The sequence below is a fragment of the Pantoea allii genome, assembly GCF_002307475.1.
In the GTDB taxonomy this organism is placed as follows: Bacteria; Pseudomonadota; Gammaproteobacteria; order Enterobacterales; family Enterobacteriaceae; genus Pantoea; species Pantoea allii.
In genome coordinates this window covers 21,360-44,231 of the sequence record NZ_NTMH01000026.1, presented here as the reverse complement: position 1 = coordinate 44,231, position 22,872 = coordinate 21,360, and the positions used below count along the sequence as shown (strand labels likewise).

Below are 22,872 nucleotides of genomic sequence, written 5' to 3'. Positions count from 1 at the left end.
CCGGCGACAGCCGGTTGCAGCCCTTGACCTCAGCCATCAGACCTTAGCCGGGAGGCCCGAAACGCGGCCCTTTGCGGTTCGGCGGAGACGGGCGGCTGCTTTTCCGCCGCCTGTCGGAGTGGGGCTGACGACTGCCCGCCAGGGCAGGAGCCGAAGGGGGCCATGTTCCGGCTGTTGCTGTTGACGTTAATTCAGTAAAGGCAGCAACCACACACTGGCCACCATAAGCGGCACCGGCATATAAACAACAGGGTGATAACGGTCATCAGTGGGAGGCGGTACAGAACGCGACGGGGGATGCGCGGTGCGTCAGCACCGCCTCTTCCCTGCCCCGCAGGGGCGCGGGGGTTATGCGGCGGTGCAGGCAGGGATGAACCCCGCCCGCGTTTACCGGCCCGTCAGTCAGCATCTGACAGGGAGCGCATGAAATCCATCATCGCGTTAATTCTGCGTTGCGTTTTCAGACGTTCCCCGAAGTCATTGGCGTAATAGACCGGTGTGTAACGCACGCGGTTCAACTTCAACGTCAGCGTGTTGCCGGTGATGACTTCGGCGGGAATACCCAGCAGCGAAAGCTGAATAAACGCCATATCTGCCGCCACCGGATCAATATCAATACAACTGGCAAACATCTGCTCCGAGGGGTTCAGCCCTGCCTCAAGCATGCATTCGGCCACCGCAACCACCATGCCACCCGCGCCGCAGGTCGGCTCTGACAGCGTAAAAAAGCCCTCACGCCTCACCGCATCCTCTGCGCCTGGCATGAGCATGCGCGCCATCAGCGACTGCACGGAGTACGGCGTGAAATACTGGCCCTGCCTGCCGTCGCCCAGCTCCAGCTCCATGAAAATGGCCCCCAGAAAGTCATGAAACTTCGCTTCCAGGGCGCTCACCATCAGGCCGAAAAGCCGGTGAAGATCGCTGATGTCATCCGGCCTGTAGCGCTCACAGATTTTGCGGCAGCGCGCCATGCTTTCCGGTGCGCGGATCGTGGCAAGGTCGAGTTCACTCGCCGCCAGCGTGATAAAGTCGCTGAAAACGTCCCAGCGGCGCAGGTGACGGGCCGTGTGCCTGAACACGCTCACGAACTGTTTACGCGCCGTCTCGATGCTCATCATGCGGTGTGCGGGTGACGGCTCGCGGGCCGCAGCCGCAGCCGCCAGGGGAACGGCAACCGGCACGGGCGCAGGGTCTTCAGCCTGGTTAAAAAAATCGGCAAAATCTAACTGTGACATAAACCACTCCTTAAACGGCCGCCCCGCAGGGGGCGGCCGGATTTACATCACGCGAGGCCGAGGCCAGCGTTGACCAGGGCAATAAAAAACGGCCACTGCCTCACCTGCATAGCCGGAACGCGGGCGCGTTTCCCGTTACGGCGGGCATTTACAAATGCCTGCGCGTGTGACACGATTTGCGGGTCGAATTGCATGGGTTTATCTCTCCATGTTGGTTTTACGATGCCGGATGCGACTTTTTGCGGGGTACACATCCGGCGTGGACAGAGCAGGCTCAGGCCTGCTTTTTTCATTTCTGACTCAGGTCAAAGGCCTCCTTAACGCGCGTCATGATCTGCGCGTGGTCAAGGCTGCTGTAATCCCGCAGCCGGAAGTAACGTGCGCCGGTACGTGCGTAAATGTCGGTCACCTGTCCGCAGTAAAACTCGGCCAGCATGAACGTTTCACACTCCCCGTCTTCACTGCATGACCAGTTCAGCGGATACGCCACGCCCAGCGCGTCGTGAAAGCGGTGAACGTCAATTTCCACGGGCGCTTTCAGCGCGGCTTTCTCGCGGCCCTGCCAGTAAAGCCGCTCCTCATCGGCGGTGTCTCGCCTGCCGTCGTACAGTGAGGCGATCAACGCCGCCTCCTGGTGATTCCGGCATTTCAGCCTGTCGGCATCAAGGCCCGTCAGGACGTCACGGATAATCAGGTTCATGGAGTTCTCCCTGTCAGTGGTTGGGGGTTAACGCCGCCTGTGCGGCGCATAAAAATCACCAGATGTTGTCGCGCCAGAAGTGAAAGCCCGCGTCCAGTTCCGTGCGCAGGTCGTTCAGGGCGTATTCCCATGCGCCCTGCCCGATTTCACCGAACTGCGACAGGGCAACGTCACGCGCTGCCAGCCACGCCCGAACCAGCGGAAACGGCAGCCGTGGGCGACGGGCTGACCAGTCCGGAACGGCATCGCGCAGGGCTTCCGCGAGGTTTAACAGCGAACCGAGCAGCAGTTCCGCACGTTCGCTCTCTTCCATGCCGTCCTCTGCCAGATGGCCCAGAAACGCCAGCGTCTGCGCGACACCGGACGGAAGGCCGTTGACGTTTGTCCGTAAAACCCGCGTTTCGGTGGTTTCGGTTGCGGCGGTTTTGACCTTGACGTTGTGTGTGTTCATGCTGGTTCTCCTCTCCTGGTTGCTGAAACCCTGTTTCGGTTGGTACGGCGCGGCGAAGGGCAAAGTGCCAACGGCAAAGGGAGGACAACCAGGGGCGAAGACAAAAAGTTTTTGCGGGGGTATGCGAAAAGTTTTTGGCTGAGTGCATTTCACCCCTGTTTGTCTGAGCTGACGGTGGTACTGTCAGCCCTCCGCGCAGAACAACCGGAACAGGACAGCCGCACGGGGATGAAATGAGCATGAACACCTGCGGCACGACGGAACGGCGTGACGGCCTTACAGGGCGCCCGCGCCCGGTGAACCCACCGGCGACAGCCGGTTGCAGCCCTTGACCTCAGCCATCAGACCCTAGCCGGGAGGCCCGAAACGCGGCCCTTTGCGTTTCGGCGGAGACGGGCGGCTGCTTTATCGCCGCCTGACGGAGTGGGGCTGACGACTGCCCGCCAGGGCAGGAGCCGGAGGGGGCCATGCTTCAGAGGGGTTTGCTTTGAGAATGGACGGAGAGAAAAAACCGAGGCGAACAGTGATAAGGATGAAAATACAAAGTAAATGGCCGGAAAAAACCGCCTTAACACAGCCACTGAACAACCCCACCCGGCTGAGCGGGGTCAGCAATCAATTGCTGTGCCTTCCGGCAACAGCCTGCCCGTCCCTGTCATTCATCGCCCGAATCACCGCCGCTGCGCCAGTACTCAATGTCCTCATCAAGCGCTTTAATGTGCTCGTCCAGCGCATTAAGAAGCTGCTCCGTCCCCGTCTCCAGCGGCCCGGAAAGGCCGTCCCATTCAGACACCATTTCGGTTATTTTCGCGCGAATGGTGGCAAGTTTGCGGCGCTGGCTTCGGGCCGTTTTCAGTTCGGTGACGTAATCGCCTCTGCTCATGCTCCCCCCCTGACCTGCGTGAGCTTGTTCGGCACCATCCAGCGCTCGAGCACCCGCACCGCTTCGCCCGCCTCCTCTGACCGGAAACCGGCCATCGAGGGAAAGCGATCGGCCCAGCGGTAAAACTGGCTGACCAGTTCGCTCTCGCTCACCTCTGTGTCTGACCACTTTGACGCCCAGCTGGCGACCGTGGCAGGCGTCTGGAAGGCGAGCTCAATTTCAGCCTGCGCCGTCAGCGCCTGAACCGCCCGCGCCTTCAGCGCCTCCCTGCGGCGAAACTGGCGGCTGTATTTTTCGTCGCGCATCTCTGCCTTTCTGTGCCGCCGCTCGCCGCACTGAAAGATGACTTCCGGAAAGAGCAGGCGGGCCGCGTCCGACGGCAGCGGGTGCGTGGCGCAGCCCCCGCTTTCGATGAGCCAGTCAACGGCCCGCAGCCACTCGCGTTTGCGGCCGCGTAATTCTTCCTCGCGCAGAACGGGATCGAAGAAGCGCAGTTCACGCAGGGTGATGCGCTTGCTGCCCTTCAGGAAGCGGAAGAACGCCTGCGCATAAGGGAAGTCAGCGCGAAGCGTCTGACGTTCGCGCCTGCACTCCACGTACTCAACAGCCTGAAGCATCGCGCGCCGCGCCTCGCACAGCGGCACCAGTGAACGGTTTTTCGGGATCATGCGTTGCCCTCCTGTACCAGGTAATCAGCCAGGCCGTTGACGCTGTACTCCAGCAGACAGGCCTGCGCCGCAGCGGCGACCAGGGCGCTGATGCGCGGCGGGTCGAACGGCGTCAGCCGGAGGACGTCGCGCACGCAGCCGCCATCCGCCGACGCGATCAGCACAAGCCACTCTCCGGCGACTTCGCCGGGGCTGCACACGCACAGGCAGAACGCCTCACCGGGCGGCGCGAAGCGCAACTGCACCGGGAACAGGCCGCCGAATTCAGCCCGGTACTCGCCGTTGACCGTCCAGCCCTGCGGCACGGTCAGGAGGGAAAGCACGGCGCTGGTCAGCACATGCCTTTCGCCCTCGCCCCGTTCACGCCACTCTTCAAACTCACAGGGATGCATTGACGCCAGCATGCTGAGATTGTTCATTCCGGTATTTTTCATGATGTTCTCCATGCGGCCCCGAAGGGCCGCGCTCCCTGTCAGGCCGCGTGAGCGGGATCGGTGTTGTCCGTGTCGCTGTCAGCCCCGCTGGCAGCGGCGTCGTCAGTGGCCTTTTCCGGCTCCGGCCCCTTCATCCAGGCAGGCACCCAGCGCGTGTCGCGCATTCTGTTTTCAGCCAGTTCGGCGGCGTCGCCCTTCTTCATCTTCTCTGCATCCCGCGCCGCACCCGTGAGTCCGGCCTCGTTCAGGGCATCGATAATCTGGGCGTGTTTCAGGTCAGCGAACAATCCGGCTTTTGTCGGGTTCCACCAGTCGCGCAGGTTGAAGCCCAGCGCGGCCTCCAGTTCAATCAGGTTACTGCGCGAGGTGTGGCCGCATTCGCGGGTCTGGACGCCGTCCACCGAGCAGGCGACACAGAAGGTCAACAGGGCCATGAGCGTTTCGCCGTTCAGCGAGAAAAACGCGGTGAGGTCTTCACCCCAGCCCTTCGGTAACAGCGCTTCCAGCCTTTTGCGCTCCACCGTGAGCGCCAGAAAGGCGGCCCCGTCCTTGCCGGAAGGGGCATTCCCCGTCAGGGTGGAATGTGACTCGGTCAGGCTGATCCGGAACGGTCTGCTGCGGAAATAACCGGCAGTGAACACGCTCCGGCAGAGTTGCCAGGTCAGCAGGGCAATGGCTTTTTTCTGCTGCTGCATCAGCGCGGCCTGCACGGCAAGGGTGCGCTCGGAGGACATTTTCGTGAGCAGCGGCAGGCTGATCCCCTCGGCCTCATCCGGCGGTGACTGATACTCAAAGCGACTGGCAACGGATGTTTCGGCGGTGCTCTCCTGCGGCTCCTGTGGCTGCTCCGTGTCGCGGCTTTCTTCCGGTTCCACCGTCTCGATATCCGACAGGCGGATCACGCCGCGCTGTACGCAGAGATCGCCGTAACCGTCAAAGCCCACCACAACGCCTGACGTTGCGCGAAACTCCGGCGTCCACGCGCGGATCTGCGCGGCTTTTTCAATGGCTTCCCACTCCCTCTCGGCATCGCTGTAGCCGTCATCGTCGCCGGCCTCCGCGCACTCGTTGCCTTTCTCATACAGCGCGGTCAGGCGCTGTTCTTCGTCACTGATGTAAACCGGCTCCGGCGCGTCCGTCAGGCGGTATTCCATACCATCCCCGTGCGGCCACAGCGATCTCATCCGGCCCATGCTCCACTTCCAGCCCTCCTGCGCCTGAATTTCCTGCGCCATCGCCTCCAGCTTCTGCACGGTCAGTTTTTCCAGCAGAACGGTGTCTGCCGTTCCTTCGCCGTCCTGCTGGCTGAACAGGTCTTCACGTACCACGCCGCCTGCGTTCTCGTAGGCCTCACGGCCCACGAACAGGAAACGATCATCTGTGACGGAAATTTCTTTGTCGGTGATCTGCTTTTTCAGCATGGCGAGCGGCAGTTCAGGCCAGCCCGCTTTCACCGACTCGTAGACGCTCACCTGACGTTCCTGATCGTCCTCCAGGCAGAGCACCTGACACTGTTCAACGGTCAGGTGATCGTCTGCCAGCAGCTTAAGGAGTGACGGCGCGAGGTTCGCGAGTTTGAGCATGCGCTGGACGTGGCGGGTACTGTAACCCGCCTCCGCGCCAATCTGCTCGACGGTTTTCCCCTGCGCCGCCATCGTCCCGAAGCTGGCTATCTGCTCTGCCGCGTGCATGTCGCTGCGCTGGGCGTTTTCGACGTAAGAGACGAGCGCTGCCATGTCTTCGGTCACGCGCTTGAACGGCACCGGATGATCGGGCGTCAGAACCTGCTGTGAGCACAGGAGGTTCAGGGCGGTGAGGCGTCTGCCGCCTGCGGCCACCGCCAGTTGCCCGTCAGGGAGCGCGTGGGCGACCAGATTCTGCAACAGGCCGACCGACTTAATGGTGGTCGCCAGGCTCTCCACGCTCTCAGCAGAATACGGGATGGTACGCGCATTGAGCGGCGACACCACAAACGCCGACAGGGGCGCGTGCTCCAGTGGTGCGGCTTCCAGCGCCGCGCTGACCGCCGCCTGTTCATCAGCGGTTACTTTTTTGGCTCTGGTGTTTTTGACTGCTTTTGCTTTAACATCTGTTACTGACATCGTTGATACCTCATTCGTTTAATGACTGTCACGCCCTGCGGAGTCCGTGCTCCGGCAGGGCACCTTTCACTGCTTACTGCGTTTTGCGGATGCCGTACTCACCGATATAACGGTTGAGCCAGTAACCCGCATTTGCCTCAAAATTCCACGCGCGCCAGACCACCTGCCCGTCTTTACGCACGACCAGGCGGAAGTGCGTTACCTGATCGTCCTCAATAGCGACGTTGGTGTACTGCGCGGCGACTGCGTTGGCTTCCTCACGCGTAAAGGTGTCATCCGGTAAGCGCACCACTGCTGACTGTTCCACTGAAATCTCCTCTTTTTTGCCCTTAAAAACCGTCACCCGTTGAGTTGCCGGGGCCGCGGTCCTGACGTTTTGCGGGGAACTGCTGCTTTGTCCCCAGGTTGTATCCTTCACCCGTTTGAGAGCCGTTCGCCGCAAAGGGCGTAACGAGCACGGGCCGGTGCAGGTGTCCGGGCGCGAGCGGAAAAATTTTTAGCCACATCAAAAAATTTTCCGGCGAGAGGCTTCAGCCGTCCCTGGACAGCCAGGCGGTTTGTGCTTGTCTCAGCCCCGGCGAAAGGACTCAGACGGGCGAACACAACCCCTGAGGAAAGCAGGAACCCGCCGCAATGGCGTTGAGCGCGGTTGCGAAACGGCGTTGCCCCTTACATCCCGCCGTGTGTTGTGGCGGGATGCACGGAGCGACGTATACGGCGCGACTGAGCGGCGCAGCCGGAACGGCTGCTGCAAGCGAGAGGTGTTGCGTCAGGATGGAAACCCGCTGCCCCGGAACGGGGCCGGGCAGAGACGGCGCGCCGGCTCTGTGCGAAGCATGACAGCCGACAGGACGCCCGGCGTAGCAGCATTTTTTTCGTGTGACACGGTCAGAACCCGCTGAGGCGCTCGCGCATCACGACAGAAAACACTGAAAAAATGGCGGTAAAAGCCACGCTTAAGAATACTCTTGTCAGAGGCGGTACGGCGGCCGCGCCGTCAGGCGCGCCCTGCCGTTTCGCCGCCGCAGGCGAAGGGGGTTTCGCCCGCCAAAAACCGGCAGCGGGCCTCCCTGCCCTGCTTGCCGCCGTTACTGATTTAAGGCGTGGTAAGCCCGTCTGAGCGCTTCTTCAATGGCGCTGGGATCGTCATCGCCCCCCGTATTCAGTAAGCGCTCAACGGCCTCGGCCAGAACAGCCAGATCGGACGCGGTGACAGTCACCGGCCGGTTACGCCGTGTGGCCGCGTAGCGGATGCCGCAGGCAATCACACGAAGAGTTTCGGCCCCCACGCCCGCCTCGTGTTGTGCATCCCTGTCCCATGTCGAGAGGTCGCACACGATTTCGGCGGCGGTTTCCTCCGTGATGTGCTCCTCGCTGAGTACCTTCACCACGTCCTCTTTACGCCAGATGATCAGCGTGATTTTTTCCTCGCCCTGAAACTCGGTTTTGAGGCGGTGACACAACTGGCTTACGGTTCCGTACATGATTTTTCCTCCGTAAAGGGGCGGCCCTGCCGCCCCGCATTATCAGATGCTGACGGTTTCACTGCGCTGCTGCTCAAGCGCGGCCCCGACACGACGAAGCGCTTCGGCCTGAGCCGGATACAGACGCGCGGCTGCACCTTCTTCCCCGCTCTGCGCATCGTGAAGCCGCATGAATTCCCACGCCAGACTCACCACGGTTTCTGCGGCGGTGGCGGGCAACGTCACCTCGCGGGCCTGCTCCTTCTCGTCACGCATCATGTCGGCAATCGCCTGTAACGTGTCCTGGCTCACGCCATATACATGCTGCGCGTCCACGCTGGCGATGCGGCAGAGAATTTCATCGGCAGCGTCAGCCGACACGCTTTCATCGTCAAGGACGTCGATCACGTCCTCTTTCGTCCAGACAATCAGCGTCATGAGTTCGTCGGATTTGTAGCGCTGGCGCAGTTGCTCACAGACTTCGTTAACGGTTCCGTACATAATTTTTCTCCTGTGAGGGGCGGCCCCGCCGCCCCGTTGGTTTCAGTCAAGGGCGCAGAAAATCGCGGCGGCTTCGGGATGGATTTGTGCAAATGCGGTCAGCTGGCGGTAGCGACGGCAGAAGTGCGCGCACAGCTCCTCGTCGTCGTGGCGGTCGTAGAGCCAGCTGCGGTGATTCAGTACCAGCGCCGTGATGATGATCCCCGCCGCGTCCGAACTGATTTCAAGGTCAGTCCAGACGTGGGGGCTGGAAAACTGCCAGCGTTCTTCTCCGGCGGGCTTCATGTAGCCGCCGCCGTGGGGCACGCCTGGCACCCTTACAAAGTCCCACACCGCTCCGTCATAGTTGGCCAGTTATCGATCGGCGTAGAGGTAGACGTTGTTTTCTGCACGCATGAAGTCGTGGCCAAACAGCGCAGGAAGAAAATGCAGCCTTTCAGCATCCGCCAGGACAGACGCTGGCGGGTAAACGTGGAATTGTGTGTTCATCAGACATCTCCGCAGTCAAAGGGGATTAAAGTTCCGGCCTGTGCCGTGCCTGAATGACAGCCCGACGAAAAGCCGGAGTGGTCAAGCGCGACGACGAGGCCGCAGCGCAAGCGAGCGGAGACGTGATTACGCACGGCGCTGACGCGAATACTGAGCGGAAGCGCGACGGAAGTAAGCGCGGCGGAGGGAGTGCGAACGGGGGAGCAGTTGTGTTCGATGTCAAACAATAAAAGTGCCTAAGAGCTACGACATAAATAGCCACGGCAGGCACTGTTTAAATATCCAGATAAAAAATTTCCATCTGGGTCAGATGAGTGATAAAGTTTCACCCATAAGACCCTTGGAGGCATTATGTCTGAATTTGAATTACTGGCGCAGGATCTGCTTGAGAAAGCAGAACGTGAAGACAAGCTGCGGCAGGAGAATGATAAAAAATTGATCGAGCAGGTACTTGAAATCTATGACCAGAAGTACGTAGCCGAGTTACTAAGGAAAGTCGGCAAAAACGAGTGGAGCCGCGAAACTCTTAACCGATGGATTAATGGCAAATGCACGCCAAAATCCTTGACGTCAGCTGAAGAAGCGCTTCTGCGGAAAATGCTGCCTGAACCGCCCGCACATCATCCGGATTATAAATTCAGGTTCATTGACCTTTTTGCTGGTATTGGCGGTATAAGAAAAGGATTTGAGGCCATTGGTGGTCAGTGCGTTTTTACCAGCGAATGGAATAAAGAAGCGGTGCGCACTTATAAAGCCAACTGGTTTAATGATGAGGAAGCACACAAGTTTAATCTTGATATTCGCGAAGTTACTCTCAGTGACAAACCTGAAGTAACAGAAACTGATGCCTATGCCTATATTGACGAGCATGTACCGGATCATGATGTACTTCTGGCAGGTTTCCCGTGCCAGCCATTCAGCCTTGCTGGCGTCAGTAAGAAAAACTCGCTAGGTCGTGCCCATGGTTTTGAATGTGAGGCTCAGGGAACACTTTTCTTTGACGTGGCGCGGATTATAAAGGCAAAAAAGCCGGCCATTTTTGTATTAGAAAACGTCAAAAATTTGAAGAGCCATGATAAAGGAAAAACCTTTAAGGTCATCATGGAGACTCTCGACGAGTTAGGCTATGAAGTTTCGGATGCTAATAACATAGGCAAAAATGATCCTAAAGTTATCGACGGAAAACATTTCCTGCCTCAGCACCGTGAACGTATTGTGCTGGTTGGTTTCCGCCGCGATCTGAATATTCATCCGGGTTTTACCCTGCAAGATGTCAGTCGTTTTTATCCGGAACAGCGGCCGTCATTTGGCGAGCTATTGGAGCCAGTGGTAGACAGCAAATACATCCTGACACCGAAGCTCTGGGAGTACCTTTACAACTACGCCAAAAAGCACGCGGCTAAGGGGAACGGCTTCGGTTTTGGCCTTGTAAACCCTGAAAACAGGGAAAGCGTTGCCCGTACGCTTTCTGCCCGCTATCACAAAGACGGATCTGAAATTCTGATTGATCGTGGCTGGGATATGGCTATGGGTGAAACAGATTTCGCGAACGAAGAAAATCAGGCGCATCGGCCACGTAGGCTGACACCGCGTGAGTGCGCGCGCCTTATGGGCTTCGAGAAGCCCGACGGCAGACCTTTTCGTATTCCGGTGTCGGACACACAGTCTTACCGACAATTCGGTAACTCCGTAGTGGTCCCTGTGTTTGAAGCGGTTGCTAGACTGCTGGAGCCTTACATCCTGAAAGCCGTTTCTGCCGATGCTTAGAAGGCGGCGAACATTTGAATAATCTCCCGGCAGGGTATGCCGGGAGATTATTCAAGGAAGATCGGCGTAAAGCCCTATGAGCTCGGCTATAAAGGCGCCCAGCGTCATTAATTCAGCCCTTACCGCCTCCGGGTATTTTTTATGTAAGGACGACGGCACGACCAGCCTAACCCCTTCCGCCTGCATTTCTCTGTACTGTGCCTGTGATACACCCTCCTGAAGCGTAAACAGGTGAACCGGAGAAATTCTGTTAGCTTCATTCAGTATCTGGCGCCAGCGGTCTTTACAGGTGGTTTTGACGGCCAGCATGCGCAGATTGTCTGCAGGAAACTCCGCGTCGTGGTAAGCCTCGGCGGAGGGGAACAGAAAGTCGGGCTTTTTATTGCCCTCCGTGACTGCCTGCGTAGCGAAATGTCTCAGTCCGTGCTCAATGAAAAGATGCTCCAGATGAAGTTCCAGTGATTTTCCGGCTCGGGATTTACGACGATTACTGACTGAGTTGGCCAACGCAATGAATTCATCCACAGAGCCAAACCCTTTACGGATGATGTCCAGAACGTGGAGTTCTTCAACAAGCAGAAATATGTCGTATTCGACACGCCGGCGGTCAATAAGCTGCTCATCCGGATCAAGTGAATGCTTAACATAGTGGCCGGCTGCATACTCAATAATTTCATTCCCAGAGGGAAAGCGCTGCTGCCAGCCTTCCGGGATAATGTATTTATAATTAACTGGCGCTTGCTGCAGCGACAGGCCACCCAGAATTTGGTCGGCAGGCCCGGATATTAGCGTGCCGGGGATCACTTCACCGATGGCGGTCTCAATAACGTCCTCTTCGTCTGGACTGACGCAAACCCAGATGTCTACAGCCGTACTGTTCCCACCTTGTTCATCAAGCCTGAAGGCCAGAAGCGTCAAGGCCCCTGTATTTTCAGGGTCCTGAAGTGGGCTGCCCCTTCCCCAGCGTGTAATCCTTTTCTCATTCCGGGTTTTTCCAAAATAACGGTTGTTGTAATAAATTGCCCGAGCCTCACTGTCCGGACAGTCATGAGATGATACGTGAGCAGTGAGGAAGACCGAAGGGTTGAGGTCAAGGGTGTTGTTTATAGACGGAAACAGCTTTTCAACGATACCGGAAGGGATATAAAGCCCTACCTGATGGCCCCCTGTTGCGCCGGTGTCATTGGCAGAAAGACGTTTTATATAAAAGAAGTAATTCCCGCCCGCGATCTTAAGTAGCCAGTCATGAAAAACCGACATAAACATTCCTCTGTTGCCCTGAAATTCTGCTAGCCATTTTTTCACAGTTAAACTGAAGCAGCCACTGAGGCTTTTACAATTATTCAGTCTCCAACTGAACTTAAGCAGTTAGAAAAAAGTGGCCTTGTCCTTCTGGACTATGCCGGTTTCCCGGACAAGGCGGCTTATAACCCTCTCACTAACAACTTACAGAGCCAGCGAGCTCTACCAATTAATGGGTAAAGCAATCGCACCGTTTCTGCCAATGAACTGTGATGGTTCACCATTCTTAACATTACTTTGCCCATTGATACGGTAGTTAGATGTCATCAGCACACAAGCTTTAACAGCACGGGTAACTCCAACGTAATGCAGATTTAAACATTGAATTTCGTTTTCAAAGATAACCTGTCCATACGTTCCCGGTGGATAGATACGCGAAGGAAGAACGTGATCGTAAAGATCGGCATGGAAGACCAGATCAAATTCTAACCCTTTCGCTTTGTGCAGGGTCATAATCTGTACAGCATTATCGCCGGGTCGTTGGAACCAGCGAAGCTTGCTGGCATCCGCGCAAATACCCTCAAGCTCTGTCACAGCTACTGGTGCAAGTTGCTGTCCCACTAAATCTGAGGCTGCAGCGAACACCTTCACCGTAAGATCGGAATCTAAGCACGTTCGGCAACTTAAAATTGTCCTACGAAGCTTACGGCGCTCATTGGAGGTTAGGTTGAATTTACAAGCTCGCTCAATCAATGATTCGGCAGTCATTTTTGGATCGTAACGCAGTTTTAGCAAATCAGTAAAAAGATTTGCTTCAATCGTTGGGGCTATCTCGAAAGGGTTATCTTCTAAAAGTTGGTGAGAAAAACTCAGATTATTAGCAATTATTCTTGCCGAATGCTGATGTCGACACAGAACAGCTACTCTTGCCGCTGATGGAATTTTAAAGTATTCCATGAGATGAGGTATTGCGCTTTCTAACCATTGACTTATGGCACGTTGGTCACCATTAATCGTCTTAATAAATACTCGCATGTCGTTCGTCGGCGTGACTGGATGGTTTGGGTTGAGCAGACGAAGTGCAAAGTTATTAATTGAAGGATGACAGCGGAAATTAGTCGTGATGGAGAAATGTTCGAAGCCGCTACTTGGGTGCGTAAGCGCCAATAGATACTTAGGATCTTTTTTGGCAAATGCATAGATAGATTGGTCACTATCGCCGACTGCAACTGCCGTCAAACCAAGTTCCTTTAAGGTTTGAAATAGTTGATGCTGAAAGTACCCACTGTCCTGATATTCATCAACACATATCGCTTTGTATCTTGCTTTAAGATATTTTTTGCAGGCAATTGAATGTTCCAGCACGTAATAAGCCAGCATACCTACTGCTTCTAAAGGAACGAAACCCTGGGCCAAAGACGCCTTTATGAACGGCAGAAACGAAACTGTGTTAGTAATGCTACCTTTCTCAAGCGGCGTTACCGGCAGCATAGTGGTAAGCGAGTCCGGCAGTTCCTTTATCTTGGCAGTTTTAACATCTGCGGCTAAAGACAGAAGTTGCCTAGCGAACGGATAGATGATTTCTCGAAGACAGAAATCATCTATAGTGCCGAAGAAAGAAGCCTTTGTGTCGAAGGCATCCACTTTACAGCGACGCTCCAACTCCGCGCTCGCTTTATTCGTGAAAGAAATGGCGATGATGCCTTGGTAGGTGCGCAACTCAGACACCATATTGCGAACCTTGCACGACAGAACACTGGTTTTCCCGCTACCAGGACGGGCAATAATGACCATATCGCTATTATAATTAATGGCTTTTTTTTGTTCTTCACTTGGTGTGAAAGTAGCCATAATTAAAACTCCGCTGCAGCTTGCATACAATAACGCAACGGCTTAAGCAGATGCCCATCAATGTTTACCCTAAGTTGGGTGCCGCAATACTCAACAAACTCCTGCATTCGAACTGCTTTTTTTCCTTGTAAGTAGGTGATCGCTTGAGTTAAGTCATGACCTTTGAATCCATTCAACAGTGTCGGCAGTTCGGCGGCAATGTCATTTTCCAGATCTATTTGTGAAATGAAGATGCCATAAGGGGCGACAGCACTGCTTACTTCTTGCCAGGTGCCATCGGATAACGATGCAGCATGATCATATGGTGGTAAACAGTGTGGCCGAGATTGCATACCAGCTAACGATAGAGCGCGGTTTATTCCTGCGAGATTACGGAGTGTCTGTTGCTGTTCACGGCGGCCGATCTTGATATCTGATATGTCATTGTCGGTTCGAAGCGCCCATGGAATTTCCAAAGCGTTTAAGACACTCTTGTAAACCTCGAACGCAACACCATCCACAGATAACATTGACACATTACTATGATCAAGGTCGTAACCATGAGCGCGGGCGAGTGCAGCATAGAACAACATTTCCGAAGGCCCCTCAACTAACATGACCGCTGAAGAAAAAAAAGCCTCTGCAGGAAGAATACTTATTCTATAACCAAGCCCTGTCCATGCAACATCAATGCATTCAGAGCAGCCCTGACTTGCCGCTCGAGATACTCCGTTATTACGCAATAAACGAACAATCGAATTGGGATGATAACTTGCAGCAATTTGCGGAGAATGTGTAGTTACTATGGTCTGTCCGGGTAACGAGTTAATGAGGTAGCTTGCCAGTTTGCGTTGTTGATGAGGATGCAGATGTGCTTCAGGCTCTTCAACACAATAGATCACAACCTCGTTGTCTTGATCGTGCTCTAGCACACTCTTAGCTTTCCACAACGCCAAAAGGATTTGATTATTTCGGCCGTCACCCCCGAGCATCACACGAGAGCCATTGGTGCTAGCCCCCAGTTCCAACTGCTCGATAAACTGCTCGATACCTATTGCTCCAGTATCTAGTGAAACGTTATATCCCATATGATGGTGTGACAGAGCCTGTAATTCATTGTTTAGGTCCCTGGTTGCCTCTGCAACGTAATTCAGATTCTTCACGCCAGCGTTTACTGACTCCAATAAACCAGTAAGCGTCTGTAACTGTAGCGCATCGGCATTCACTTGATCATCGTTTCTTGACTCCTGCGCAAGGCGCAAAAGATGGCGTTTCTCTGATCGTATGTACCGCAAAAGGTCCCTCTGTGAATGGATGTACTTGAGATTGAGGTGCTTGAGGTAATGGCGACTAGGTATAACTTCCATTGATGAGAGAGCGTGTCCTGCAGCGATATCATAGCTATGGTTCGCTCTGGAGGCCCGAAACTCTAAGAAAAAGTGGCCCGTATCACTGACTAACCCCTTGAGCTGGGAAAGAACGGCGTCTTGAGTAACTTCGGAGAAGGCAACTCTTATCATAAAGAAATCGGACTGGACGCCATTTTGTCCACAATGGAAATCACGTGTAGTCGGCTCGATATCAGCCTCTGACAAGCTTTTATCGAGCAACAGCCTCAACGCATGAACCATATTGGTTTTCCCAACATCGTTGCTTCCTATCACCAAGCTGTTCTTGGCTAAATTGATATGAGCGTCAGCGAAATTTCGGTATTGATGCAGATAGACGTAGTCGATTTTCATAAGAGGTAATGAGTGCCCAGAAAATTGTTAAGTAGCCCTGCCAATAACAAGACCATGCGATTCGGGAAACTATACTTTTGACAAGTATTAATCTGTATAACTAACTGTTCTAATTAAAATAACATTTTTTTGGAAATTTATCTGAATATTTAAATCCGTTTTAGTCCCTACAGGAACTCGATAATCAATCGGACTAGGCGATACTGTTATTAAAACTGACTTTAAGCAATATTTGCTTCCCGCAAAAAAAAGAGTTTACCTGATTCTTTTTTGAACCAAGGTTTTTTTCTACTTTACGTGGAGCAAAAATACACTTTTCAGTTACAAATCCACTCCTTTTGATCACGGAACACAGCATTCAATATAGTAATGAACTTCCTGATGCAGGCTGTAATAGCAAGTTTTTTGGGTTTTCCGCGTGCAATAAGCGATGTGTAGAAACTCTTAATCTGAGGGTTATACCGCACCGCAGAAAGCATTGCCATATATAATGTTGCACGCAAGGCTGACCTACCGCCCCATATAGCTCTTTTACCTCGAAGCTGTCCGCTATCACGGTCATAGGGACATACGCCAACCAGCGCCGAAATCTGCCTGCGTGTAAGATGTCCGAGTTCAGGAAGTAAGCTCAGAATAGCAGCCTGGGTTACAGGACCAATGCCTTTGACTTTTTCAAGTATTTTCCGTTTCGAGGATAACGCAACACTTTGACTTAGTTTGATTTTTACTTCCTTATCAAGTGAATCAATTTGAATATCAAGCCAAGCAATATGCTCTTTAATACTCTTTTCTATAAATTCACCACTTTTTTCCTGTAGCCTCACAGCTTCCATTACTCGGTTCTGCACGAGTTGGCGTCTACGTGTTAGTAACAATGCCAAGTCCTGAAGTTCTTTATCTTTAACGGGCCTGAATTCCGGTTTCATACAACAGCCATATTCACAGATTATTCTGGCATCAATAGGATCACTTTTCGCCACTTTCCCCATTGCCCGTGCAAAATTTTTAATTTGTCGCGGATTGATTATGGCTACTGGCAGTTGAGCTGCGATAAGCATTGATTCGGCCAGAGAATGATACCTGCTGGTAGCCTCCATAATAACGCCAGATACATTAAGGGTTTCTAGTTCCTTCAGTAGTTGCATAATGCCGGAAGCGGAGTTCTCCACATGCATGAGTCGTTTACTAGTATCAATATAGATATCTAAAGTATGCTTTGACACGTCAATACCGATAGTTGATTTGTCGTTCATTTTTCAGTTCTCCCTGCCTTGTCGATACGGGCTTTTGTGCTCCGGGCAATTGTTCGGGCTAGTGCTGAAAAAGATGCTGCGCTAGGTTGCTCCCCCTCGGGCTTGCTGCCCATGGAGACGATCGTGCTGCAACATCAGAAAAACGAGATGAGTATAACGCCATCTACATTTTGGAATAAACATACAAGGAGGCGCGCTTTACCACGAGGCGGTCGGGCTAAAGTGAAGGCACGGCACCGGCCGCAGACCGCACGGCCAGGGTTTTCTTCCCTCCCCCGCCGACAGGCGGAGCAAAGCGGCGCGCAGCAACCTCCTTGTTCCCGGTTGTCCACAGCACGGTGAATAAACCGGCCGGAACCCTGTGGATAAAAGCGCCGCGGCAGCAGTACCCGCGAACGGAAAAGGAGTGGTCATAAAATGACCACTCCGGCATCTTAATTCAGGTGGCTGCGCATCAGGGCGGCGCGCCGGTAAAGCTCAAGGGTAAGCGTCACATATAGACCGTATCCTGAATGGACAATCAGCCAGATGTCATGTGTCCTTTATTTCGGTCTTCAGGATTACAGCAGTCAGGTGCCGACGTTTGGTTTCAGCCCGCAGGGCCTCCCTCGACGATGTCCTATGAAGTCATGTTCTACGCCGTTTTTGCCCTTTCCATGTGTCTCAGTTATCGCTACCGCAGCAGTTGCTGTGCGCTGATTTTTATGACTGCTATGGTGGGGTTTCAGCTCTTTTACAACGGCAGTTTCAGTTTTTCCTCACAGGTGTTGCCTGAAATGGTTGTCTCGCACTTGTGGCAGAGCTGGATTAAAATTGCCAGTAACACGATTGTTTTCGAATTCATTGCGGGTATGTTTCTGGCAGAACTGATGGTGAATGACAAAATCAGTGATGCTCGCGTCATCCGGGTATTGGCGTGGGGCGCTCTAGCTTTAGCTTTAGACTTTGCCTTTGTTGACCTTACCGGGCGGCAGTTTTTCGGCATGACAGACGGCTTCTGGCTGGCACAATAAGTCTCATTTATATCTACTTTCTGCTCACAATTCAGACGAATACATACTTTCTCTCGTTGCCTTGGGAATTTTGAAGAGTAACAAAGCCACTAAGGACAGAAAAGTGAAACGATATCTATACTCATTGCTTGCCCTGAACCTCGCTGCCCAGGCGGGGGTAACAACGGTGCCTGATTTCATTCCTTTTCTTAAAGGTGTTGATGATGGAAGTAGCGAATCTGATCCCATTTATCAGAGCTCCATCAATGAAGTTCGCCGTTTATCCAACACGGACACTTTTGCGGCAATCATTTCTGATAACACTGCCAGGATTTCCGGGTTTACGTCAGAAAGTGCCTCTGTGCCAGATGCGGACCTGCTCGGCCTTAACGGATTAGCGGTCAGCGGGACGATAACCGGGGTGCCGGGCGGTCAGTACTCCGTCTCTCAGCCCGGAATTAATGACGATGATGAGGCCACACTTCCGGCCCGAAATATTTTGGGGTACAACCACTTTCTGTACCTCATTGAACCCGGTGCAAACGTTTATCGCTGGGAAACCACCGGTGGCAGTACGCTCTCCGGTACCGGACGCGCACTCTGGATTGCTAACGGTGCCGCCGTCGGCAGCGTTCTCAACACCACCACCACGCTGTCGGACACCGTTGCCTTCACCACTGACGGCACCATTTCAGGCGCGTTCACCAATACAGGCACCGTCAGGGCCGGTGAGGTGGCGCTGGATATTGAGGATAACGGCAGCGTGGGGGCGATTGATAACCGGGGAACCCTCACAGGCGGCCAGTACGCGGTGCGCAACACCGGGACGCTGGGGAGCTTCACGAACACCGGTACGGTTACGGGCGGCATTCTTAATGCCGGCACCATCAGGGATGACGTCGGCTTGGGTGGCGCCACCCTCATTCTGGCCGGCAACCGGGCCGTGCTTGGTGGTATCGTCAGCGGTACACCCGGTGACGGCTCCACCGTGTCCGTGGGCGGTGTAAATAACAGTGCAGCGTTCACCGCCACGAATAACGTCAGCGTGGACAACATTACCGTCAGCTCCGGCAGTTCACTGACCCTCTCGCCATCGGCCCGCTGGGCCGCCGCTAACGGCACGGTCAACAACGGCACCCTGACGCTGGAAAGCGGCAGCATTCTTAATGGCGCCCTGTCTCAGAACGGCACGCTGCTTTTCAGCACGGAAAAAACGGCCTCCTCCGTCATAAACGGCAGCCTCACAAACAGAGGGAGCCTCGTGCTGAACCCGACCCCGACCAGCGCGGGCAACACCCTGACCGTCAACGGTGACTACACCGGGCTGCCAGGCAGCTCGGTGTCGCTCGGCAGCGTGCTGGGCGGCGATGACTCCCTGACTGACCGCCTCGTGGTGACGGGCAACACAAGCGGCGCCAGCACCCTCTTCGTGACCAATGAGAACGGCGGCGGTGCGCAGACGCTGGACGGCATTCAGCTCATCAGCGTGGGCGGGCGCTCTGATGCCGTGTTCTCGCTGGGTAACCGCGTAGTGGCGGGTGCCTACGACTACAGCCTGCGCAAAGGAAACGTCTCGGGCACGGACGCGGCGGGCTGGTACCTGACCAGCACTGCCTTCGCATCAATCCCTGCCCCCACACCTTCTCCCGGGCCTTCCCCTTCTCCTGAACCTGTCCGCATGTACCGTCCCGAGGCGGCGGCCTACACGGCTAACCTTCAGGCGGCGAATACCCTGTTTGACCTGTCGATGCGGGACCGCAGCGGGGAAACCCGCTATACCGACCCGGTAACGGGTGAGGCCCGTACGACCAGCCTGTGGATGCGTAATCTGGGCAGTCACGGCCAGGCGTCCATGACGGACGGCCAGAACGGCACGCAGACTGACCGCTATGTACTGCAACTGGGCGGGGACGTTATTCAGGGCTCCACAAACGGCACGGACGCGCTTCACGCCGGCCTGACGGGCGGCTACGGCCGGGCGGACAGCAGCGTACGCAACGGCCTGACCGGCCGGGATGCGAAAGGCAGCGTAAGCGGATACAGCGCCGGGGTGTACGGCACGTGGTACCAGAACTCAGAGGCAAAGACCGGCGCATGGGCCGAAACGTGGGCGCAGTACAACTGGTTCCGCAACGAGGTATCAGGTGACCTGCTGCCTGTGGAGCGTTACAACAGCCGGGGGCTGAAAGCGTCGCTGGAAGGAGGATACACCTGGCAGGTGAAAAGCTGGCAGAGTGCTGCCGGCATGGAAAACCGGGTATTCCTGGAGCCGCACGCGCAGGCCGTCTGGTCCGGCATCCGGGCGGATGACCACACCGAGGCGGGCGGCACCCGCGTACAGGGGGCGGGAAACGACGGGGTCAACACCCGCCTCGGATTGAGAACTTACCTGAACGGGAAAAGCCAGGCGGACCAGCGGACCGTGCGCGAGTTCCAGCCGTTCGTGGAAGCGAACTGGCTGCACAACACACAGGTGTACGGCGTGCGCATGAATGAAGAAACGGATGCTGTGCGGGGAAGCCGGAACATTGCAGAGCTGAAAACGGGTGTGGAGGGGCGCCTGTCGCATAGCCTGACGGGCGCCGTGGTGTTCACGCAGCAGGCCGGAGTTGGTGGCTTCCGCGACAGCCAGGGCTCGCTGCAGGTAAGCTACCGGTTCTGAGCCTTCATTCCGTGGCGGGCGGCAGGTCAGCTTTCCAGGGCAGCAGGTCACTCAGCCGGTGAGCAGGCTGCGCGATTGCTGCAATGGAAGGTCGATCTCACCGCAATTTAAACGTCAATACATGGCCTACATAAGCCCCTTACTTTCGTAGTCATGCTTATCAACTATATCCGGCTTCATACCGGCACCGGGCCCCGGCACGGATATCAGCGCTACGTCAGCCGGCGGCTATTTAAGGGCAAATCCGACAGCGTCTTTCGCACTGTGCAGTTACGGTTTTCCGCTGTCGTGCCGGGCAAGAAAATCGGGTTGCAGCTGAGGCGCCGCATGGTTATCAGTAAGAAGCTGAGGCCGCGTATTCCAGCGTTTCTCGATATAATTGCAAAAATCGGTGAAAATTCGGGTCTGTCGGGGGCGCTGCCGCCAGATAAGCCATACCGGGAGGTCAGGGATATTCCATTCCGGCAGAATGATTTCAAGTTGTCCACGCCCTAAATAACCGGAAGCCAGCCAACCGGGCGTGGCGACGCTGATCCCGCGCCCCTGAATCGCAAGATTCAACATAGCGAACAGATTGTTTGAAGAGATGCCTGTATCAGCATCACGCTCCAGCGCATAGGACTCTTCGCCACTGAAAAACAGGATCGGACCGGCAAGGCCGTGGTGGTGCATCCCCAGAAGCTGATGATTTTCCAGATCGCGCGGATGAGAAATGGCCGGATGCTGCTCAAGATAACGGGGACTGGCACACAGCACAAGCTTCAGGGGAGACAGTTTTCTGTGCACCAGGTCTTCACTTTCAATTCTGCCGCTGCGTAATACCAGGTCATCCAGCTCGGGAGATTCCCGGCTAAGATCGCTACGTTCACGTGCGTCGAGAAACACCTTCACCTTCGGATGCATCTGCGCATAATCGAAGACCCATTCATTGGCCAGAAACTCACACACGATGGCGGGTGCCGTAAGACGGATATGCCCCTTTATTTCATTGTCCGGGTTACGAATGTCCTCAAGCAGCGAATGAAAGGACTCTGTTATCTCCCGAGCACGTTTTAACGTTGTCTGGCCCGCTTCGGTCAGGTTCATTCCCTGTGACGTCCGGCTAAACAACACCGCACCCAGATACTCCTCAAAGCGACTGACGGCCTTGCTGACGGCAGCGGTACTTATATTCAACTGCCGGGCAGCCTCTGAAATGCTTCCGGCTTCTGCCGTGCGGATGAAGATAAGCCAGTCCCGCATACCACGGTTATTATCTTTATCCATCATGGTTCCTTAATCAGTATGTACAAGAAACAGAACTGATGTGTTTTTCATCACGTCTGTCATGGGGCCTATGGAATAACAGGATAGCTTAAAGAAGAACTCTTTGTTTTCAAGCCCCGACGCCTGTGGTGAGAGACCGGCTGCCACCTTATGAAAGCACAGATCAAAGGCGGAAGGGGGCGCTAAAAATGGTTGCCTGCGGTGCAGCTGACAGGTACTCAGACCACGGGCAAGATGTATCGCCCCCTTCCCGCTCTGTGCGCTTGTGCCTTTCCCGAAAGTTAACGATGTCTTAACTACAGACGGGTTTTCCTTCCCCCCTCCCGACAGTATGATTCGCGCCCTGAATTAAGACCTCAGTTGACAGGCCGCCGCGCTTATTCCTTTCAGGCAGACGTCAACCTGCGTTTTACCTGACGGCGTGAATATAACGGGAACATCTCATGAACAACTCACTCATCACCACAGCCCTGCTCGCCGGGGCCTTGTTTACCCAGTGCTTCTCTGCAACAGCGGTGGAAATGCGGCCAGCAACGAGCACGAACACCTTTAGTGTGACGCTCGGGACCACGCGGGTCATCTACCCGGAAGGTGCGGCCGGCGCGCAGCTTTCGGTATCAAACCCACAGAGCCGCCCCATGCTGGTCCAGTCCACGGTAACCGGCGAGGATCGCAAAACACCGGCTCCCTTCCTGGTCACGCCGCCGCTGTTCCGCATTGAAGCGAACCAGCAGAGCCGGCTGCGCATTATCCGCACCGGGGGCAGTCTTCCGCAGACGCGGGAGAGCCTGTACTGGTTGTGTGTGAAGGCGCTGCCGCCGTCGGGCGACGCGTCCGGTCACGCAGCAAACGTGTCAGTGACCGTGAACATGGCCGTCAGCATGTGTGACAAGCTGATTTTCAGGCCGTCCGGCCTGAAGGGCAGCTCGGAAGAGGTGGCGGGCGCACTTACCTGGGCGCGCACGGGTAAGGTGTTAAGGGTCAGCAACCCGACGCCATTTTATATGAACCTGAAGGCGGTGAGCGTGGGGGGGAAAGAGGTCGGTGATCTGACTTATGTCCCTCCTCAGGGGAGCGTGACGCTGCCGCTGCCAGCGGGCGCGGCCGGGGCCGTAAAGTGGAGCGTCATTAACGATCTTGGTGGTGAGAGCCGCCAGTTCGAGGCCGCAGTTGACTGATTTATCCGAATTAA

At 55.2% G+C, this 22,872-nt stretch carries 20 protein-coding genes and 1 pseudogene; 4 read left to right on the top strand and 17 right to left on the bottom strand.

Translation table 11 applies throughout. The features are described 5' to 3' along the window. Positions 1-398 precede the first annotated feature (398 nt). The 12 genes and pseudogenes from CMR03_RS08960 to CMR03_RS25510 all read right to left on the bottom strand — a co-directional run bounded on the left by CMR03_RS08960 (position 399) and on the right by CMR03_RS25510 (position 8,926). A complete protein-coding gene (locus CMR03_RS08960; protein ID WP_096011349.1) occupies positions 399-1,235 on the bottom strand; it encodes an N-6 DNA methylase in 837 nt (278 codons plus the stop codon). Positions 1,236-1,282: 47 nt separating this feature from the next. After that, on the bottom strand, positions 1,283-1,528 hold the full coding sequence (locus tag CMR03_RS25855) for a hypothetical protein (RefSeq protein ID WP_371872304.1): 246 nt from the start codon (positions 1,526-1,528) through the stop codon (positions 1,283-1,285). After that, positions 1,525-1,857, bottom strand: coding sequence for a hypothetical protein (locus CMR03_RS08950; protein ID WP_096011352.1), 333 nt, complete (start codon positions 1,855-1,857; stop codon positions 1,525-1,527). The genes CMR03_RS25855 and CMR03_RS08950 overlap by 4 nt, the downstream gene beginning before the upstream one ends. Before the next feature lie 133 nt (positions 1,858-1,990). Beyond that, positions 1,991-2,386: a hypothetical protein gene (locus CMR03_RS08945; protein ID WP_096011348.1), complete on the bottom strand. Its 396-nt coding sequence runs from the start codon at positions 2,384-2,386 to the stop codon at positions 1,991-1,993. 655 nt (positions 2,387-3,041) lie between these two features. Then, a complete protein-coding gene (locus CMR03_RS08940) occupies positions 3,042-3,269 on the bottom strand; it encodes a hypothetical protein (protein WP_039343807.1) in 228 nt (75 codons plus the stop codon). After that, positions 3,266-3,937: a plasmid SOS inhibition protein A gene (locus CMR03_RS08935; RefSeq protein WP_096011347.1), complete on the bottom strand. Its 672-nt coding sequence runs from the start codon at positions 3,935-3,937 to the stop codon at positions 3,266-3,268. Before CMR03_RS08935 ends, CMR03_RS08940 begins: the two co-directional genes overlap by 4 nt. Then, complete coding sequence (psiB, locus tag CMR03_RS08930) at positions 3,934-4,371, bottom strand: conjugation system SOS inhibitor PsiB (RefSeq protein ID WP_158087009.1); 438 nt, start codon at positions 4,369-4,371, stop codon at positions 3,934-3,936. The genes CMR03_RS08935 and psiB overlap by 4 nt, the downstream gene beginning before the upstream one ends. A gap of 38 nt (positions 4,372-4,409) precedes the next feature. Continuing rightward, on the bottom strand, positions 4,410-6,473 hold the full coding sequence (locus tag CMR03_RS08925; protein WP_096011345.1) for a ParB/RepB/Spo0J family partition protein: 2,064 nt from the start codon (positions 6,471-6,473) through the stop codon (positions 4,410-4,412). A gap of 73 nt (positions 6,474-6,546) precedes the next feature. Beyond that, a complete protein-coding gene (locus CMR03_RS08920) occupies positions 6,547-6,780 on the bottom strand; it encodes a DUF905 domain-containing protein (RefSeq protein WP_164484299.1) in 234 nt (77 codons plus the stop codon). Positions 6,781-7,561: 781 nt separating this feature from the next. Continuing rightward, positions 7,562-7,957 (bottom strand): DUF1380 family protein, encoded by a 396-nt coding sequence (locus CMR03_RS08915; RefSeq protein ID WP_096011343.1) that lies wholly within the window; start codon positions 7,955-7,957, stop codon positions 7,562-7,564. 42 nt (positions 7,958-7,999) lie between these two features. Beyond that, a complete protein-coding gene (locus tag CMR03_RS08910; RefSeq protein ID WP_096011342.1) occupies positions 8,000-8,437 on the bottom strand; it encodes a DUF1380 family protein in 438 nt (145 codons plus the stop codon). A gap of 42 nt (positions 8,438-8,479) precedes the next feature. Beyond that, positions 8,480-8,926, bottom strand: a pseudogene (locus CMR03_RS25510) (antirestriction protein). A 351-nt stretch (positions 8,927-9,277) separates the two neighbouring features. Here CMR03_RS25510 and CMR03_RS08900 point away from each other — a divergent pair. Next, positions 9,278-10,693, top strand: a complete 1,416-nt coding sequence (locus CMR03_RS08900) for a DNA cytosine methyltransferase (protein ID WP_096011341.1) — start codon at positions 9,278-9,280, stop codon at positions 10,691-10,693. 51 nt (positions 10,694-10,744) lie between these two features. On the opposite strand, the gene CMR03_RS08895 is transcribed toward CMR03_RS08900, so the two are convergent. From CMR03_RS08895 to CMR03_RS08880, 4 genes are all read right to left on the bottom strand, one after another. Continuing rightward, positions 10,745-11,953, bottom strand: a complete 1,209-nt coding sequence (locus tag CMR03_RS08895) for a type II restriction endonuclease (RefSeq protein WP_096011340.1) — start codon at positions 11,951-11,953, stop codon at positions 10,745-10,747. A gap of 204 nt (positions 11,954-12,157) precedes the next feature. Next, positions 12,158-13,786, bottom strand: coding sequence for a UvrD-helicase domain-containing protein (locus tag CMR03_RS08890; protein ID WP_096011339.1), 1,629 nt, complete (start codon positions 13,784-13,786; stop codon positions 12,158-12,160). A 2-nt stretch (positions 13,787-13,788) separates the two neighbouring features. Beyond that, positions 13,789-15,507, bottom strand: a complete 1,719-nt coding sequence (locus CMR03_RS08885; protein WP_096011338.1) for an ATP-dependent nuclease — start codon at positions 15,505-15,507, stop codon at positions 13,789-13,791. Between the two features lie 317 nt (positions 15,508-15,824). Beyond that, entirely contained in the window at positions 15,825-16,760 is a 936-nt protein-coding gene (locus CMR03_RS08880; RefSeq protein WP_096011337.1) for an IS110 family RNA-guided transposase, read from the bottom strand. A gap of 614 nt (positions 16,761-17,374) precedes the next feature. Here CMR03_RS08880 and CMR03_RS08870 point away from each other — a divergent pair. Both CMR03_RS08870 and CMR03_RS08865 read left to right on the top strand, forming a co-directional pair. Beyond that, positions 17,375-17,773: a hypothetical protein gene (locus CMR03_RS08870; RefSeq protein WP_128604198.1), complete on the top strand. Its 399-nt coding sequence runs from the start codon at positions 17,375-17,377 to the stop codon at positions 17,771-17,773. Between the two features lie 103 nt (positions 17,774-17,876). Next, positions 17,877-20,414: an autotransporter outer membrane beta-barrel domain-containing protein gene (locus CMR03_RS08865; RefSeq protein WP_096011334.1), complete on the top strand. Its 2,538-nt coding sequence runs from the start codon at positions 17,877-17,879 to the stop codon at positions 20,412-20,414. A 270-nt stretch (positions 20,415-20,684) separates the two neighbouring features. On the opposite strand, the gene CMR03_RS08860 is transcribed toward CMR03_RS08865, so the two are convergent. Continuing rightward, positions 20,685-21,683, bottom strand: a complete 999-nt coding sequence (locus CMR03_RS08860; protein ID WP_208625014.1) for a LysR family transcriptional regulator — start codon at positions 21,681-21,683, stop codon at positions 20,685-20,687. Positions 21,684-22,123: 440 nt separating this feature from the next. Here CMR03_RS08860 and CMR03_RS08855 point away from each other — a divergent pair, with 440 nt between their 5' ends. Further along, complete coding sequence (locus tag CMR03_RS08855) at positions 22,124-22,858, top strand: fimbria/pilus periplasmic chaperone (RefSeq protein ID WP_096011332.1); 735 nt, start codon at positions 22,124-22,126, stop codon at positions 22,856-22,858. Positions 22,859-22,872 lie beyond the last annotated feature (14 nt).